The 15,537-nt window shown below is 57.1% G+C and carries 14 protein-coding genes; 4 read left to right on the top strand and 10 right to left on the bottom strand.

What is annotated here, in order from left to right; genetic code table 11:
* The first annotated feature begins 144 nt into the window (after nt 1–144).
* Nucleotides 145–1,032, top strand: coding sequence for a LysR family transcriptional regulator (locus FHW66_RS06605; protein ID WP_183378968.1), 888 nt, complete (start codon nt 145–147; stop codon nt 1,030–1,032).
* Between the two features lie 33 nt (nt 1,033–1,065).
* On the opposite strand, the gene paaK is transcribed toward FHW66_RS06605, so the two are convergent.
* The 9 genes from paaK to paaY form a co-directional block, all read right to left on the bottom strand.
* Entirely contained in the window at nt 1,066–2,385 is a 1,320-nt protein-coding gene (gene paaK, locus FHW66_RS06600; protein ID WP_183378967.1) for a phenylacetate--CoA ligase PaaK, read from the bottom strand.
* A gap of 69 nt (nt 2,386–2,454) precedes the next feature.
* Nucleotides 2,455–2,931, bottom strand: a complete 477-nt coding sequence (gene paaI, locus FHW66_RS06595) for a hydroxyphenylacetyl-CoA thioesterase PaaI (protein ID WP_183378966.1) — start codon at nt 2,929–2,931, stop codon at nt 2,455–2,457.
* A gap of 144 nt (nt 2,932–3,075) precedes the next feature.
* Nucleotides 3,076–3,867 carry a 2-(1,2-epoxy-1,2-dihydrophenyl)acetyl-CoA isomerase PaaG gene (gene paaG / locus FHW66_RS06590; RefSeq protein ID WP_183378965.1) on the bottom strand — a complete coding sequence of 264 codons (792 nt, stop codon included), beginning with the start codon at nt 3,865–3,867 and terminating at the stop codon, nt 3,076–3,078.
* A gap of 15 nt (nt 3,868–3,882) precedes the next feature.
* Nucleotides 3,883–4,956: a 1,2-phenylacetyl-CoA epoxidase subunit PaaE gene (paaE, locus tag FHW66_RS06585; RefSeq protein ID WP_183378964.1), complete on the bottom strand. Its 1,074-nt coding sequence runs from the start codon at nt 4,954–4,956 to the stop codon at nt 3,883–3,885.
* Between the two features lie 26 nt (nt 4,957–4,982).
* Nucleotides 4,983–5,513, bottom strand: a complete 531-nt coding sequence (paaD, locus tag FHW66_RS06580; protein WP_183378963.1) for a 1,2-phenylacetyl-CoA epoxidase subunit PaaD — start codon at nt 5,511–5,513, stop codon at nt 4,983–4,985.
* Nucleotides 5,507–6,286 (bottom strand): 1,2-phenylacetyl-CoA epoxidase subunit PaaC, encoded by a 780-nt coding sequence (paaC, locus tag FHW66_RS06575; RefSeq protein WP_183378962.1) that lies wholly within the window; start codon nt 6,284–6,286, stop codon nt 5,507–5,509. The genes paaD and paaC overlap by 7 nt, the downstream gene beginning before the upstream one ends.
* Before the next feature lie 32 nt (nt 6,287–6,318).
* On the bottom strand, nt 6,319–6,603 hold the full coding sequence (gene paaB / locus FHW66_RS06570; protein WP_183378961.1) for a 1,2-phenylacetyl-CoA epoxidase subunit PaaB: 285 nt from the start codon (nt 6,601–6,603) through the stop codon (nt 6,319–6,321).
* Between the two features lie 37 nt (nt 6,604–6,640).
* Nucleotides 6,641–7,630 carry a 1,2-phenylacetyl-CoA epoxidase subunit PaaA gene (gene paaA, locus FHW66_RS06565; protein ID WP_183378960.1) on the bottom strand — a complete coding sequence of 330 codons (990 nt, stop codon included), beginning with the start codon at nt 7,628–7,630 and terminating at the stop codon, nt 6,641–6,643.
* Nucleotides 7,631–7,659: 29 nt separating this feature from the next.
* The gene (paaY, locus tag FHW66_RS06560; protein WP_183378959.1) at nt 7,660–8,268 is read right to left on the bottom strand and encodes a phenylacetic acid degradation protein PaaY; all 609 of its coding nucleotides are present in this window, start codon (nt 8,266–8,268) and stop codon (nt 7,660–7,662) included.
* Nucleotides 8,269–8,515: 247 nt separating this feature from the next.
* Between paaY and FHW66_RS06555 the strand changes: the two genes are divergently transcribed.
* Complete coding sequence (locus tag FHW66_RS06555; protein ID WP_183378958.1) at nt 8,516–9,187, top strand: TetR/AcrR family transcriptional regulator; 672 nt, start codon at nt 8,516–8,518, stop codon at nt 9,185–9,187.
* An 83-nt stretch (nt 9,188–9,270) separates the two neighbouring features.
* Nucleotides 9,271–11,328, top strand: coding sequence for a phenylacetic acid degradation bifunctional protein PaaZ (gene paaZ, locus FHW66_RS06550; protein WP_183378957.1), 2,058 nt, complete (start codon nt 9,271–9,273; stop codon nt 11,326–11,328).
* A 1-nt stretch (nt 11,329) separates the two neighbouring features.
* On the opposite strand, the gene FHW66_RS06545 is transcribed toward paaZ, so the two are convergent.
* Entirely contained in the window at nt 11,330–11,797 is a 468-nt protein-coding gene (locus tag FHW66_RS06545) for an Lrp/AsnC family transcriptional regulator (protein ID WP_183378956.1), read from the bottom strand.
* Between the two features lie 217 nt (nt 11,798–12,014).
* On the opposite strand from FHW66_RS06545, the gene FHW66_RS06540 reads away from it, so the two are divergent.
* Nucleotides 12,015–15,530: an indolepyruvate ferredoxin oxidoreductase family protein gene (locus FHW66_RS06540; protein ID WP_183379083.1), complete on the top strand. Its 3,516-nt coding sequence runs from the start codon at nt 12,015–12,017 to the stop codon at nt 15,528–15,530.
* Nucleotides 15,531–15,537 lie beyond the last annotated feature (7 nt).

Here is a 15,537-nt window from a genome sequence, read left to right as displayed (position 1 = left end):
CAGGTTCAAAGGGCGGGAGCGGAGTTTCTGCCGTGGCTTAACCATGCTGAGAATGACCAGATATGAAAAGCATGATTGCTAAAGCGTTTTTTGAATAAATAACGATAAAATGTTTTATTCATTCGAAAAAAAATAATTATTAATATGGACCGTCTACAGGCAATGGAAGTCTTTGTGCGGGTCGCAGAGCGGGGAAGTTTCAGCAAGGCGGCGGAGCAGTTGGGCTTGCCACCGGCCACCGTAACCAACGCCATTCAGACGCTGGAAAAGCGGGTCGGCGTGCGGCTGCTGCAACGAACCACGCGCAAGGTCTCGCTCACCGATGACGGTCTGGTCTATCTGGAGCGGTGCCAGCGCCTGCTGGCTGAATTTCAGGATGTCGAAAATCTGTTTGATTGTGAGCAGCCACAGGGTGTGGTGCGCGTTGACCTGCCTGAGCGAATGGCGCATCAAACTGTGATCCCTGCCCTGCCAGCCTTCTTTACACGTTATCCTGAGATCCGCGTCAAGCTCAACGCCAGCGATCGCTTTGTCGATCTGGTCGGGGAGGGTGTGGATTGCGTGGTGCGCGTTGGACAGTTGGCTGATTCGACACTGATCGCACGCCAGATCGCTGTCTTGGAGCAGATCACCTGTGCCTCGGCCGCGTATTTGCAGCAGCATGGCCGACCGCAGTCGCTTGACGATCTGGCCCGACACCACATGATCAATTTTTTTTCCAGCCGCACCGGGCGAGACTTGCCGTGGGAGTATGTGCAAGGTGGTGAGTTGCGCACGCTGAAATTGCCCGGCAAGGTCTCGGTTGCCAGTTCAGAAGCCTATATGGCCTGCTGTCTGGCGGGCTTGGGGCTGGTACAGGTGCCACGTTATGGGATTGAAGAGTTACTCAAGCGTGGTGTGCTGGAAGAGGTATTGCCCGACTATCAACCACCGCCGTTGCCGGTGGCGATCGTGTATGCGCATAACCGGCACCTCTCACCCCGGGTGCGGGTATTTGTCGACTGGCTGGCAGAATTGCTCAGCCCCATGTGATTTCCAGCCGCGTCGACAACGTCCTACTCACATTCACACCAGCTTTGGCCGCTGATCTACCACCCGGCGTGCCTTACCGACGGCAGAGCGTTCAATCTTGCCACTGGCGACCACATCAACGATGGTGGTGACCCCGACATAGGTTTTGATATGGTGCTGCAATTCATGCGCCAGCGCTTCGGCTTCACTGCTGGAATAGGGCACTTCAGGACGCAGCTCGACGGTGACGCCAAGCGAATCGAGATGACCGTTGCGACCCAGTACCAGTTGATATTGCGGTGCCAGTTTGGGCATCTTCAATACCAGTTCTTCGATCTGGGTCGGGAACACGTTGACCCCGCGAATGATCAGCATGTCGTCCGAGCGACCAGTGATTTTGCCGATACGACGCATCGCCCGTGAAGTCGGTGGCAACAGCCGGGTCAGATCACGGGTGCGATAGCGGATGATGGGCAAGGCTTCCTTGGTCAGTGAGGTAAATACCAGTTCGCCATCGCTGCCATCGGGCAAAACCTCACCAGACTCCGGATCGATGATTTCGGGGTAGAAGTGATCTTCCCAGATCACAGGACCATCCTTGCTCTCGATGCATTCACTGGCCACGCCCGGCCCGATCACTTCCGACAGACCATAAATATCGACCGCATCAATCCCGGCACGCGCCTGGATTTCAGCGCGCATGGCATCGGTCCACGGTTCGGCACCAAAGATTCCCACCTGCAGCGAGCTATCGGCGGCATCGAGCCCCTGGCGCTGAAATTCCTCAACGATATTGAGCATGTAGGAAGGCGTCACCATGATGATGCTAGGTTTGAAATCCTGAATCAGCTGTACCTGTTTTTCGGTTTGACCACCCGACATCGGGATCACGGTACAACCGAGTCGCTCGGCACCGTAGTGCGCACCGAGTCCACCGGTAAACAAGCCGTAGCCATACGACACCTGAATGATGTCACCCCGTCGGCCACCGGCAGCGCGGATCGAGCGGGCTACCACATCAGCCCACATATTGATGTCGTTCTGGGTATAGCCCACTACGGTCGGCTTGCCGGTAGTGCCACTGGAGGCATGGATGCGGACTACCTGCTCGCGTGGCACCGCGAACATGTTGAAGGGATAGTTCTCGCGCAGATCTTTCTTGCCGGTAAAGGGAAAGCGCGCCAGATCGGCCAGCGTTTTCAGGTCTTCGGGGTGCACACCCGCCGCATCAAAGGCGGCGCGGTAATGTGGCACATTGTCGTACGCATGCTTGAGCGACCACTTCAGACGTTGCAGCTGCAAGGCCTGCAGTTCATCCTTGCTGGCGGTTTCGATGGCGTCGAGGTCGCCGGGTTGAGGAATACGTTGGGGCATGATGGTCTCCGTATTGTGGCTTATGGCTATTTTTATGCGTAATGGTTTGTGCGGGTATCTGAATCGCCGCTAGCGTCGCGCAGCAGCGGCATCAAGTCCGGCGATGACCTCGCCATTGAGGCGATAGGACTTGCCACGGAACAGCGCAATCCGCGTGCCATTCTGATTGGTGACGGTAATGTCGTAGACGCCGGTCCGTCCACCCAGTGACTGTTCAGTCGCTTCGGCGATGAGGATGTCATTGACGGCGCCCGGTGCCAGATACTCGATACTGCAACCTGAAGCAACCGTGGCTTGATTGCGACTGTTGCAGGCAAAGGCAAAGGTGCTGTCGGCCAGTGCAAAGATAAAACCGCCGTGGCAGGAGGCGTGACCATTGAGCATGTCCGAACGCACCAGCATCGACAAGCGTGCATAGCCGGGGCCGACTGCGTGAATCTTCATGCCCAGCGATTGCGTTGCATTGTCGCGCGCATACATGGCCTTGGCGGTAGCATTGGCTAGCGCCTGGGCCTGCTCGGGTGTTGCGGTGTGGTGCTCAGACATGAAGGACGTCTCCATTGGAAGAATGGCAGAAAATGCGTTTTAGAGGCTGTTACGAAATTATCGTAGCGTTGTTGCGGCTCCTTGCCGTACTAGTCGTACAGTCTGCGTCACCGCGCCTAGCCACAGTAATTTCGCAGCAGCCTCTTAGTGACCCTTGAACAGTGGGGCGCGCTTTTCCAGAAACGCTGCCACACCCTCCTTGTAATCGTGACTATTGCCGAGCGTGCGCATGCTGTCGCGCTCCAGCTGCAATTGCTGTGTCAGCGTATTGGCCGGGCTGGCGTAAATTGCTGCCTTGGTATGCGCCAGTCCCAGCGTCGGCGCCTGTGCAAAATGCTGGGCCATGGCGCGTGCTTCGCTTTGCAACTGATCATCATCCACACACTTCCAGATTAACCCCCATTGTTCGGCCTGCTCGGCGCTGAGCTTGTTGCCTAGCATCGCCAGTCCCATCGCGCGTGCCGTACCCAGCAGACGTGGCAGGAAATAGGTGCCACCGGTATCTGGCAACAACCCGAGCTTGCAGAACACTTCGACAAAGCTGGCCGAGCGTGCCGCCAGCACGATATCGCACGCGAGCGGAATATTGGCACCGGCCCCAGCAGCCACACCATTGACCGCACAGATCACCGGGAACGGTAATGCCCGCAGCGACTGCACCAGCGGGCCGTAATATTTGTCGATCGATTCACCCAGATCAACTGCCTGATCGCCCGGTTTGACGGCCCGGTCCGACAAGTCCTGACCGGCGCAAAAGCCACGTCCGGCACCGGTCAGCAACAACACCCGCACGCTGCTGTCAGCCTTGATGCGTTCCAGTGCATCACGCAACTCCAGATGCATGGCGACGGTGAAGCTGTTGAGCTTGTCCGGACGATTCAGGGTAATGACGGCGACACCGTCGGTGTTCTCGAACAGGATGGATTCGTAGTGCATGAGTGGTCCTTGAGTTCAATTGTCCTGATCGAAGTCGATCAACAGGTTATCGGTTACCGGGAAGCTTTGGCAGCTCAGCACAAAGCCGCGGGCAATTTCGTAGTCTTCCAGCGCATAGTTGGCATCCATATCCACCTTGCCTTGCACGACTTTGCAACGGCAGGTCGCACACACGCCGCCCTTGCAGGAGTAGCGCATGTCGATGCCATGTCTGAGCCCGGCGTCCAGCAGCGACTCCTTTTCCTTGACCATGGTGAAGACGGTGTGATTACCATCGATGACCACCGTGACTTCACACTCCTGTGCACCAACCACGGGTCGCTGCGCATTGCTCTTGTGCTTGGGAATGCTGGCGGCAAACAGTTCAACCTTGATATTGCCCTTGTCCATACCATGGTGTTGCAGTGCGCCACTGACGGCTTGAATCATCTCTTCCGGGCCGCACAGGAAGGCCGCGTCAACATCATTGAGTGGAATCCAGGAGCGGAAGAACTGTTCACACTTTTCTGCCGTAATGCGGCCATTGAACAGCTCCACATCCTGCTGTTCGCGACTCATCACATAGACGATGTTGAGACGTTCCAGATAGATATCCTTCAGATCGGTCAGCTCTTCCTTGAAAATCACCGATGACGAGGCGCGGTTGCCATACACCAGCGTGAAGCGGCTATGGGGTTCGGTCAGCAGGGTGGTCTTGATGATCGACAGCATCGGTGTGATGCCGCTACCGGCAGCAAATCCCAGGTAATGTTTTTCGTTGGTCGGTGACAGCGGCAGGTTGAAGTGACCCATCGGTGGCATCACCTGCAGCGACTGACCGGGCTTGAGCGTGTCATTGGCCCAGGTCGAAAATACGCCTCCCGGGGTGCGCTTGATGGCAACCCGCAATTGCTGGTCTTGCACTGCCGAGCAGATCGAATAGGAACGCCGCAGATCTTCACCGTTGATGTCGGCACGCAGTGTCAGATGCTGCCCCTGCTGGTAATGAAAAGTCTCCTTCAGGTCATCCGGTACTTCAAAGGTGACGACGATGGTGTCGCGGGTTTCCTGCTTCACCTTGCCAACGGTCAGTGGATAGAATTTGCTCATGATGTTTTTACCTGAGTTCAGGAAGCTCAATGTGCCTTGAAATAATCGAACGGTTCCAGACAGTCCTTGCATTGATACAGTGACTTGCAGGAGGTCGAACCAAACTGGCTGATGCAGACGGTACTTGGCGAGCCGCAGCGTGGGCAGGCCACTAGTGGCGCACGCTGATGCAAGCGGCTGATGCTACTGATATCAACGACCTGCTGTGCCGGTGGCGCAATCCCGTAATTTTTTAGCTGCGCACGGCCGTTTTCGCTCATCCAGTCGGTACTCCAGGCCGGTGATAACCGGGTTTCGATCTGCACCTCAGCGACGCCATGTTGCTGCAGCACTGCGACGATGTCGGTGGCGATCACCTTCATGGCCGGGCAGCCGGAATAGGTCGGGGTGATCACCACCTTGCAGGCAGCTTGATCCTCTTGCACTTCCACGGCACGGACGATGCCCAGATCAACCACCGAGATGACCGGGATTTCCGGGTCCGGCACCTGTTCCAGCCATTGCCAGATTTGCGCCTGTAAGCCGTTGGTGTCTGCGTCAGTGTGGGTGTTCACCATTTCGCTCCGGGATAGGCACGTTGCAGAAACTGCATCTCTGCCAGCAGGTAGCCAAGATGTTCACTGTGGCGACCTTGCTTGCCTCCACTTTGCATCCAGGCATCAGCGGCAGGCATCTGCAAGGTGCCTGCCTGCAGAATTTCAGCCACATGCTGCATCCACTGCTCACGCAGCGATTCGGGTGCGACGCCAGTCCCATCGGTTGCGACAGCAACATCAATCGCATCGCCACTGAACATTTCGCCGGTATACATCCATAAATGATCGACTGCCTGCTGCAGCATACGGTGACTGAGTTCCGTGCCATCGCCCAGACGCACGATCAAATCGCTGCTGCGGCGCACGTGATAGGTGACTTCCTTGAGCGACTTTTGCGCAATCTCGGCAATGCGTGGATTGGTGGACTGGCTCAACGCGTTGAGCTGGAAGTAATGCCCGACATCAAAGAAAAACTGACGCACCAGCGTGTTGGCATAGTTGCCATTGGGTTGTTCCACCAGCAGCAGATTGTGGAACTGATGCGCATCGCGCAGAAAAGCCAGTTGATCCTCGGTGCGGCCAGTGCCTTCCAGTTCAGCCGCATATGACAGCCATAACCGGGCTTGACCGATCAGATCCAGTGCCACATTGGTGAGCGCCATATCCTCTTCCAGCGCCGGGCCTTTACCGCACCATTCGCTCAGACGTTGACTGAGGATCAGCGCATTGTCGCCGAGCCGGCGTACGTAGCTTGCGGTAGCGGAATGGGTAGACGGTGCAGAAGGTGCAGACATGATGTTTTCCTGACGACAGCGATCAAATGGCATTACAGATTCTTCAGTTCTTCCGGCATCGGGAAGAACGTCGGATGGCGGTAGACCTTGCTGTTGGCAGGGTCAAACAAGGCGCTCTTGTCGCCGGGGCTGCTGGAGACGATATCGGCGGCGCGCACGACCCAGATACCGACGCCTTCATTGCGACGGGTATAGACGTCACGGGCATTGTTGATTGCCATCTCGGCATCCGGCGCATGCAGACTACCGACGTGCTTGTGCGCCAGCCCATGCTGGCTGCGGATGAACACTTCCCAGAGCGGCCATTCTTTACTCATGATCTTTCCTTTGCGATGTGATGTTGGGGCGCTGTATTCAGGCTGCCTTGGCCGTGCGTTTTTGCTTGTCGGCATGGGCCTGCAAGGCATCGCGGAACCAGGCACCATCCTCGTAAGCCTGCTTGCGGGTTTGTAACCGCTCGCGGTTGCAGGGGCCATTGCCGCGCAAGACATTGTTGAACTCGTTCCAGTCGATCTCGCCAAAATCGTAGTGACCGCGCTCGGCGTTCCACTTCAGGTCAGGGTCTGGCACCGTCAGTCCCAGATACTCGGCCTGCGGGACAGTCTGGTCGACCATGCGCTGGCGTAATTCATCGTTGGAAAACAGCTTGATGCGCCATTGCGCCGACTGCGCACTATTGACCGAGGCCGCGTCCGATGGGCCAAACATCATCAATGACGGCCACCACCAGCGATTAAGCGCATCCTGCGCCATCTGCTTTTGCTCAGGAGTGCCACGGCACAGCGCCATCATGATGTCGTAGCCCTGACGCGCATGGAAGGATTCCTCCTTGCACACACGGATCATGGCGCGTGAATACGGGCCATAAGAGCAGCGGCACAAAGGAATCTGATTGATGATGGCCGAACCATCGACCAGCCAGCCGATGGCACCCATATCCGCCCAGCTCAGGGTGGGATAATTGAAGATGCTGGAATACTTGGCCTTGCCGGCATGCAGATCGTCCAGCAATTGCTCACGCGAGACACCCAGTGTTTCGGCGGCGCTGTAGAGGTACAGACCATGACCTGCCTCATCCTGAATCTTGGCCAGCAAAATCGCCTTGCGCTCCAGCGTCGGCGCGCGTGTGACCCAGTTGCCTTCGGGGAGTTGACCAACGATTTCAGAATGCGCATGTTGCGAGATTTGCCGTACCAGCGTCTTGCGGTAAGCCTCCGGCATCCAGTCCTTGGGCTCGATCTTGATGCCGTCATCGATACGCGCCTGGAATACGCGTTCTTCCTCGCTCATCTCTTCAGCAGAGCGAACATTCTTGAGGCCGGTATCAACCAGTTGTGCATACATGATGGGTTCTCCGCGAGGGGATTGCTGGGTTAGGTTGTTGCTTGTCGCAGCGCGATCAGCGGCTCGACTGCAGGTGCTTTCAGGCTGGGGCGATTGGCTTCGGCTGCGGCCAAAGGTTGCACCTCTTGCATGCTGCTCAGGCAACGCTTGGTAAGGTCTTGATAGGTTTCAGTACCGGTGCGCTTCCAGACAATTTCCTGCTCGCTGAGTGCGCGCAGGATCTTGGCCGGTACCCCAGCCACCAGCGAGCGCGCTGGAATCTGCATGCCTGCCCGGACGAAGGCGCTGGCGGCGACAATACTCTGTTCGCCCACTTCGGCATCATCCATGACCACCGCGTTCATGCCGACCAGCGCGTCGCGCCGCACGATGCAACTGTGCAGTACCGCACCGTGACCGATATGGCCGTTTTCTTCCACCACGGTGTCATGTCCTGGAAAGCCGTGTACCACACAGGTGTCCTGCACGTTGGCACCACGCTCCAGCACAATACGTCCAAAATCGCCACGCAACGACGCTGCCGGACCGATGTAGCAGTCCGGGCCCACGTGCACATCACCAATTAACACCGCAGTGGGATGCACGTAGGCAGAAGGGTCCACCACAGGAATCACACCTTCGATCGAATAACAGGGCACAGCGGTCTCCTCGCTTGTTGAGATTGCCTGGTGTTTTTGTCGATATCCGCAACGTAAAAATCATTTGCCTGACACCGTATTTTGATTAATAATAATTTCAACCGACCGGTCGGTCAATAATGTTTTTAAGAAATTTTCGATTTATTGAGGCGAGAAGCAGGGCAGCATGTGCTGTTCTTTCAGCAAGAGGGACCTTGATTTGCGGCACAATCACGGCTTTGTGGACATTGTTGAAAGGAACAGGCTTATGCCTCGCAAGCGTGCAGCAGGATTTGACAACCAGCGTGAGCTCATCATTGAGCAGGCTGCCACCTTGTTCGCCCGCAATGGCTTTCCTGGCACCTCCATGAATGAGGTGGCGCAGGCCTGTGATTTGTCCAAGGCCTCGCTGTATCACTATGTGTCGGATAAATATCAGTTGCTGATGTACATCTGCGAAGGCCACATTGAACGTCTGTGTGCGCTGGTCGATGAAGTCGGCAGTCAGCAACTGGCACCGGAAGAGCGTCTGCGGCTGATGGTGCAGCGCTTTGTTGAGGAATATGCGGATGCGCAGAACGAACACCGCGTCTTGACTGAAGATGTGCGCTTTTTGAACGAAGCCGATCAGCAGCGTATTCTCGGCGGCGAGCGCAAAGTGGTCGACGCCATGGCGCAAGCCATGATTGCCGTGCGGCCCGAGCTGGATGCCAGCAAGATGGCCAAGCCCTTGACCATGTTGTTGTTTGGCATGATCAACTGGATGTTCATGTGGTTGAAGCCCGACGGCGAATTGACGCATGCGCGTATGGCAGCAGTGGTATCGGATCTGTTGTTTGGCGGGATCGGTGCGGTACGTCTGGAAGAGATCGGCAGTAATCAGGGCAATGAAGATAGCAGTCAGCTAAGTAGTAACGTCAGAAGCAAAGGCAGGAAATGACGGCAATCCCCCTTTAGGAGTGCGCGAGCAGCGCCGAGGAGACAGGGCGACGTCATTTCCAGACATTCACCAATGGAAGAAAAATGACAGCACAATCGACTCTCTTGCAAAGTTTCATCGGCGGCCGCTGGATCGGCAGCAGCCCCGCCCAGTCCCTGCACAGCGCGGTCAATGGCCGCCTGATTGCGACCACCCATGCAGAAGCTATCGACTTTGACGAAGCCGTCAGCCATGCCCGCCAACAAGGTCTGCCAGCCTTACTAGCACTGGACTTCCAGAAACGTGCCGCGATTCTGCGGGCGCTCGCCAAATATCTCAACGAACACAAGGAAGCCCTCTACGCCATCTCGGCGCATACCGGTGCCACCCGTGCCGACAGCTGGATCGATATCGAAGGCGGATCAGGCACGCTGTTCGCCTATGCCAGCGTCGGTGGTAATGAATTCCCGTCCAGCAATCTGGTGCATGAAGGCCCGGCCTTCCCGCTCGGCAAGCAGGGCAAGTTTGTCGGCTCGCACATTCTGGTGCCGCGTGGTGGTATCGCGGTCCACATCAATGCTTTCAACTTTCCGATCTGGGGCATGCTGGAAAAATTTGCTCCGACCTTCCTCGCCGGTATGCCATGCCTGATCAAACCCGCCACCGCGACCAGTTACCTCACTGAAGCTGCGGTGCGCCTGATCAATGCCTCCGGCCTGTTGCCAGCTGGCAGCCTGCAATTGATCATCGGCGGTACCGGTGACTTGCTGGATCGCCTGCAAGGGCAGGATGTCGTGACCTTCACCGGCTCTGCCGACACTGCCGCCAAGCTGCGCGTGCATCCTAATCTGATCCGCAACGCCATTCCCTTCAATGCCGAAGCCGATTCACTGAACTGCGCCATTCTGGGTCCCGATGTCACGCCCGATGAGGAAGAGTTCGATCTGTTCGTCAAGGAAGTGGCACGCGAAATGACCACCAAAGCCGGTCAAAAATGTACCGCCATCCGCCGCGCCATCGTGCCGCGTCAGCATCTTGATGCCGTCGCAGAAAAGCTGCGCGCCCGTCTGGTCAAAGTGACCGTGGGTGACCCGGCGCTGGAGCAGGTGCGCATGGGCCCGCTGGCGACCAAGGCACAACAGCAGGACGTGGCGGAGCGACTGGCATTGCTCAAGGCTGGTAATGAAGTCATCTTTGGTGAGGCCGATGGCTTTGCACCGCTCGGTGAGAATGTCGCGCAAGGCGCCTTCTTTGCGCCGACGCTGTTGCTATGTCGCGATGGTGTTAGCAACACGGCAGTACATGATGTGGAAGCCTTTGGCCCGGTCAGCACCCTGATTGCCTACGATGATTTTGACGCTGCGCTGGACCTGGCAGCACGCGGACGCGGCAGTCTGGTCGGTAGTCTGGTCACGCATGATCCCAAGGTGGCGGCCAAGGCAATTCCAGTCGCAGCAGCCTGGCATGGGCGTTTGCTGATTCTGGACCGTGAAGCCGCAGTGGAATCGACCGGTCATGGTTCACCGTTGCCACAGCTTAAGCACGGTGGCCCGGGGCGTGCCGGTGGTGGCGAAGAGCTCGGCGGCGCGCGCGCGGTCAAGCATTACCTGCAACGCGCCGCCGTGCAAGGTTCACCGACCATGCTGGCAGCGGTCGTTGGTGAGCACGTACGCGGTGCCGTCGTGCGCGAGTCGGAAATTCATCCGTTCCGGCATTACTTTGAAGACCTGCAAATCGGCGACTCGCTGCTGACGCATCGCCGCACCGTCAGCGAAGCCGATATCGTCAATTTTGGTGGCTTGTCGGGCGATTACTTCTACATGCATTTTGATGAGATTGCGGCCAAGGAGTCACCGTTCGGCAAGCGTATTGCGCATGGGTATTTTGTGCTGTCGGCAGCGGCGGGATTGTTTGTCTCGCCAGCGCCGGGGCCAGTGCTGGCGAACTACGGCCTGGATACGCTGCGCTTTGTCAAGCCGGTTGGTATCGGCGACACCATCCGTGCACGCCTGACCTGCAAACGCAAGATCGACCGCAACAAGAGGGATGCCAATGGTGTTGGTCAGGGCGTCGTTGCCTGGGATGTTGAAGTCACCAATCAGGACAATGAACTGGTGGCGTCCTATGACATCCTGACGCTGGTCTCGAAAAAACAGGACTGACTTATATCGGCAAGGCAGTTTCGTATTTCACTTCACGCATGGCCACGCTGGTGTTGACCTGAGAGACACCATTGATCTTCACCAGCACATTATGAAAGAAGTCGTGGTAGGCCTCCATGTCTGCCACGATCACCTTCACCACATAGTCGGCACTGCCGGTGGTCTCGTAGCATTCCACGACCTCCGGGCGCAGCCGCATGGTCTGCTCAAAATTCTCCACCACACCCTCCGCATGGCGCAGTAGCGTGATGTGCGCCATGCAACATACCGCGAGTCCCAGTTTGCGGCGGTCGACGATGGCGGTATAGCGCAGGATATAGCCGCTATCTTCCAGTTCCTTCTGACGACGCCAGCACGGACTGGCCGACATCCCGACTTTTTCGGCTAGCTCACTGGACGAAATCCGGGCATTTTTTTGCAGCTCGACCAGGATCTTTTGCGATGCGGAATCGAGAGGTGAGTTTTTCATTTTTTTGCCTGTATGGGGAAAAACGATTTCTATTGTAGGTAAATTTCGAGAACATTTAGGAATAATTTTCCCTTTTCATCGACATATCATTTTCATCAACCTCAGTGTTTTTTGAGCAAGGGAGACTTGCCTGACTGAGCACAACGATGACAACGATAACGATAGAGACCACGCGATGAATACCGTGACCATTCCGCCCCTGCAGGAGGTAGCAGGCATGACTGCTGCACCACTGGCAGACCCCGATTATGCATTGCAAGACAACCTGACGCGCCAGACCGGCCGCGTCTTTCTGACCGGTACGCAGGCGCTGGTGCGCTTGCTGTGCATGCAAAAAGCGGTCGATCAGGCCCAAGGCTGGCAGACCGCCGGTTTCATCAGTGGCTATCGTGGTTCACCATTGGGTGCCGTTGATCAGGAGTTGTGGCGTGCTTCCGCTTTATTGCGCGCTCATGAGATTGATTTCCTGCCAGCCATCAATGAAGAGCTGGGCGTTACCGCCGTGCAAGGAACCCAGCAGGTCGAAGCCAATCCCAGCCGCAAGGTCGATGGCGTGTTTGCCATGTGGTACGGCAAAGGTCCCGGGGTGGATCGCTCCGGCGATGCGCTCAAGCATGCCAATGCCTATGGATCATCACCGCATGGTGGCGTGCTGGCGATTCTGGGTGATGATCACGGCTGTGTGTCGTCGTCCTTGCCGCATCAGAGTGAAGCCGCGTTGATGGCGTGGAGCATGCCGGTGATTAACCCGGCCAACATTCAGGAATACCTGGAGTTCGGTTTATATGGTTGGGCGCTGTCCCGTTTTTCCGGGGCCTGGGTGGGCTTCAAGGCAATTTCAGAAACGGTGGAAGGTGCCGCCGTGGTGGAGCTACCTGCGCTGCCGCAATTCACCGTACCAACAGATTACGTCGCCCCCGCCGCTGGCCTGCATAATCGCTGGCCCGATTTGCCCGGTCTGGCACTGGAGCAGCGCGTGCACGACAAGCTCACGGCGGTGCAGGCATTTGCGCGCAGCAACAGCGTCGACAAGCTGGTGGTGTCAGCGCCGGCTGCACGCATTGGCATCATCAGTGCAGGCAAGGCCTATCTGGATCTGCGTGAGGCATTGGAGCGGCTGGGTTTGTCATTGGCAACGCTGGAGCAATTGCAGATCCGCGTCTACAAACCGGGCTTGACCTACCCCTTGGAGCGCACCCGCTTGCAGGCATTTGCCGAGGGGCTTGATGAAATTCTGGTGATTGAAGAGAAGGCGCCTGTCATGGAAGAGCAGATCAAGAATCTGTTCTACAACCTGCCAGCCGGACAGCGCCCGCAAGTCATTGGTAAGAGCGATGCGCAGGGCGAACCCTTATTGTCAGCACTCGGTGAATTGCGACCGTCACGGATCGCGCCGACGCTCATTCGTTGGCTGGATACGCGCTTTCCCGACTTGCAGTTACCTCGTTTTTTGCCCGATTTCTGTGCCGCAGAATTGTTGTCCAACAGCGCTGACAGCGTTAAACGCACACCGTATTTCTGCTCCGGTTGTCCGCACAATACCTCAACCAAAGTGCCTGAAGGCAGCCGCGCCATGGCGGGTATTGGCTGTCATTTCATGGCGACCTGGATGCAGCGCGATACCGACTATCTGTCGCAGATGGGCGGTGAGGGTATCAACTGGGTCGGTGCATCACGGTTCGTGAACGAGCCACACGTATTCCAGAATCTGGGCGATGGCACCTATTACCATTCCGGTTCACTCGCAATCCGTCAGGCGATTGCAGCTGGTACCAATATTACCTACAAGATTCTTTATAACGACGCCGTCGCCATGACTGGTGGGCAGCCGGTCGATGGCAAGCTCTCGGTGCCACAGATTCTGCAACAAGTGCTCAGCGAGGGCGCACGCAAGGTTGTGGTGGTCACTGACGCGCCAGAGAATTACACCGCGCTTGCTTTGCCTGCTGGCGTGACGGTACATCATCGTAGTGAGCTTGATGTCGTGCAGCGCATGTTGCGTGACATCGCAGGGGTTACCGTGCTGGTCTACGATCAGACCTGCGCGGCCGAGAAGCGTCGGCGGCGCAAGAAAAACAAGCCCGATCACACCGTCTTCCCGGATCCACCGCGCCGCCTGATGATCAATCCCGCCGTATGCGAAGGTTGTGGTGACTGTGGCGTGCAATCGAATTGTCTGTCGATCCTGCCGCTGGAAACCGAACTCGGCCGCAAGCGCCAGATCGAGCAATCATCCTGCAACAAGGATTATTCCTGCGTCGAAGGTTTTTGCCCCAGCTTTGTTTCTGTCATCGGTGGCAGTCTCAAAAAGCCACCGCGCAGTACCTTGACCCAAGCCGATCTGGAGCAGGCACTGAGCGCGTATCCATTGCCGATCCTGCCGGTCTTGCACACCCCGTTCGAGACACTCGTCGCCGGTGTTGGCGGCACCGGTGTGGTGACTGTCGGCGCGTTGATCACCATGGCGGCGCATCTGGAAGGCAAGGGTGCTTCAACACTCGACTTCATGGGGTTTGCCCAGAAAGGTGGGGCGGTGCTGTCCCATGTACGTATCGCTGCCACACCGGCTGCCTTGCATCAGGTCCGCATTGATCTGCAACAGGCTGATGCTGTATTGGCCTGTGATCTGGTGGTGGCTGCCATGCCGGATGGGCTGGCAGTGATCCGTCACGGACATACCCGAGTGATTGCCAACCAGCACGAGATTCCGACCGCTGAATTTACCCGCAATCCCGATGCCTCGATTGATAAGCCCGGTTTGCTGGCCAAACTGGACGCTGCCGCTGGTCCAGACAAACTCTTGCCGCTCGATGCGCAAGAGTTGGCGACGCGTTTTCTGGGTGAGCCCATCGGGGCCAATATCCTGCTGATGGGCTTCGCCTGGCAGCAAGGACTTGTACCAGTCGGTTTGCCGGCGATGATGCGCGCCATTGAGCTCAATGCAGTGGCTGTCGACATGAACAAACGCGCCTTCCTGATCGGCCGACTGGCAGCGGCAGATGCAGCGGCGCTGGAGCGCCTGGGCAAGCCGCAGCAGCAGACGATTCAGTTTGCCCTGCCACAGTCATTGGCATCGATGGTGGCATTTCGCACCGACTACCTACGCAAGTATCAAAGCCCAGCCTATGCCCAGCGCTATGCCGATATCGTTGCCGCCGTCGAGCAGCGTGAGATTACGCTGGAGGGCAGTGCATCACGGCGACAGTTGAGCAAACTGGTGGCGCGTCATCTGTTCAAGCTCATGGCCAGTAAAGATGAATATGAGGTTGCGCGCCTGCATGCGGATCCGGTCTTCCGTGAACAGATTGCCGCGCAATTCGAGGGCGACTATCAGTTGGCATTCCATCTGGCACCACCCTTGCTGGCAAGGCGCAAGCCTGGCAGCACGGTACCGGCCAAGATCAGGTTTGGCAGCTGGATGCTGCCGGTGTTTTCCGTGCTGGCGCGTGGCAAAGTGTTGCGCGGTACGCCCTTCGATGTGTTTGGCTATACCCACGAGCGACGTCGCGAAAGAGCCATGCGTGATCGTTATCTGGCCTTTGCGCATGCATTGGCGCAACAACTTGATCACGATAATCGTACATTAGCGATCAGGCTGGCACAGCTGCCTGAGTTGGTGCGTGGTTTTGGCCATGTAAAATTGAAATCGATGGAGCGCTCTGAGTCCGAGTGGGCTGGACTGATGTCGCAATGGAGTGCCATTGGCGCTCCATGCGCATCACAGCCGGCGTGACTGTTCA

Source organism: Herbaspirillum sp. Sphag64, from assembly GCF_014192645.1.
Classification (GTDB): domain Bacteria; phylum Pseudomonadota; class Gammaproteobacteria; order Burkholderiales; family Burkholderiaceae_D; genus Herbaspirillum.
Note: the sequence above shows the minus strand (reverse complement) of the source record. Positions and strands in the feature narration are given on the sequence as shown.

Coding starts and splice junctions, on each gene's coding strand:
- FHW66_RS06545 (WP_183378956.1), bottom strand. CDS start 11,797: ATGAAAAACTCACCTCTCGATTCCGCATCGCAAAAGATCCTGGTCGAG.
- FHW66_RS06605 (WP_183378968.1), top strand. CDS start 145: ATGGACCGTCTACAGGCAATGGAAGTCTTTGTGCGGGTCGCAGAGCGG.
- paaK (WP_183378967.1), bottom strand. CDS start 2,385: ATGCCCCAACGTATTCCTCAACCCGGCGACCTCGACGCCATCGAAACC.
- FHW66_RS06540 (WP_183379083.1), top strand. CDS start 12,015: ATGACTGCTGCACCACTGGCAGACCCCGATTATGCATTGCAAGACAAC.
- paaE (WP_183378964.1), bottom strand. CDS start 4,956: ATGAGCAAATTCTATCCACTGACCGTTGGCAAGGTGAAGCAGGAAACC.
- paaI (WP_183378966.1), bottom strand. CDS start 2,931: ATGTCTGAGCACCACACCGCAACACCCGAGCAGGCCCAGGCGCTAGCC.
- paaC (WP_183378962.1), bottom strand. CDS start 6,286: ATGTCTGCACCTTCTGCACCGTCTACCCATTCCGCTACCGCAAGCTAC.
- paaG (WP_183378965.1), bottom strand. CDS start 3,867: ATGCACTACGAATCCATCCTGTTCGAGAACACCGACGGTGTCGCCGTC.
- paaD (WP_183378963.1), bottom strand. CDS start 5,513: ATGGTGAACACCCACACTGACGCAGACACCAACGGCTTACAGGCGCAA.
- paaA (WP_183378960.1), bottom strand. CDS start 7,630: ATGTATGCACAACTGGTTGATACCGGCCTCAAGAATGTTCGCTCTGCT.
- paaB (WP_183378961.1), bottom strand. CDS start 6,603: ATGAGTAAAGAATGGCCGCTCTGGGAAGTGTTCATCCGCAGCCAGCAT.
- FHW66_RS06555 (WP_183378958.1), top strand. CDS start 8,516: ATGCCTCGCAAGCGTGCAGCAGGATTTGACAACCAGCGTGAGCTCATC.
- paaZ (WP_183378957.1), top strand. CDS start 9,271: ATGACAGCACAATCGACTCTCTTGCAAAGTTTCATCGGCGGCCGCTGG.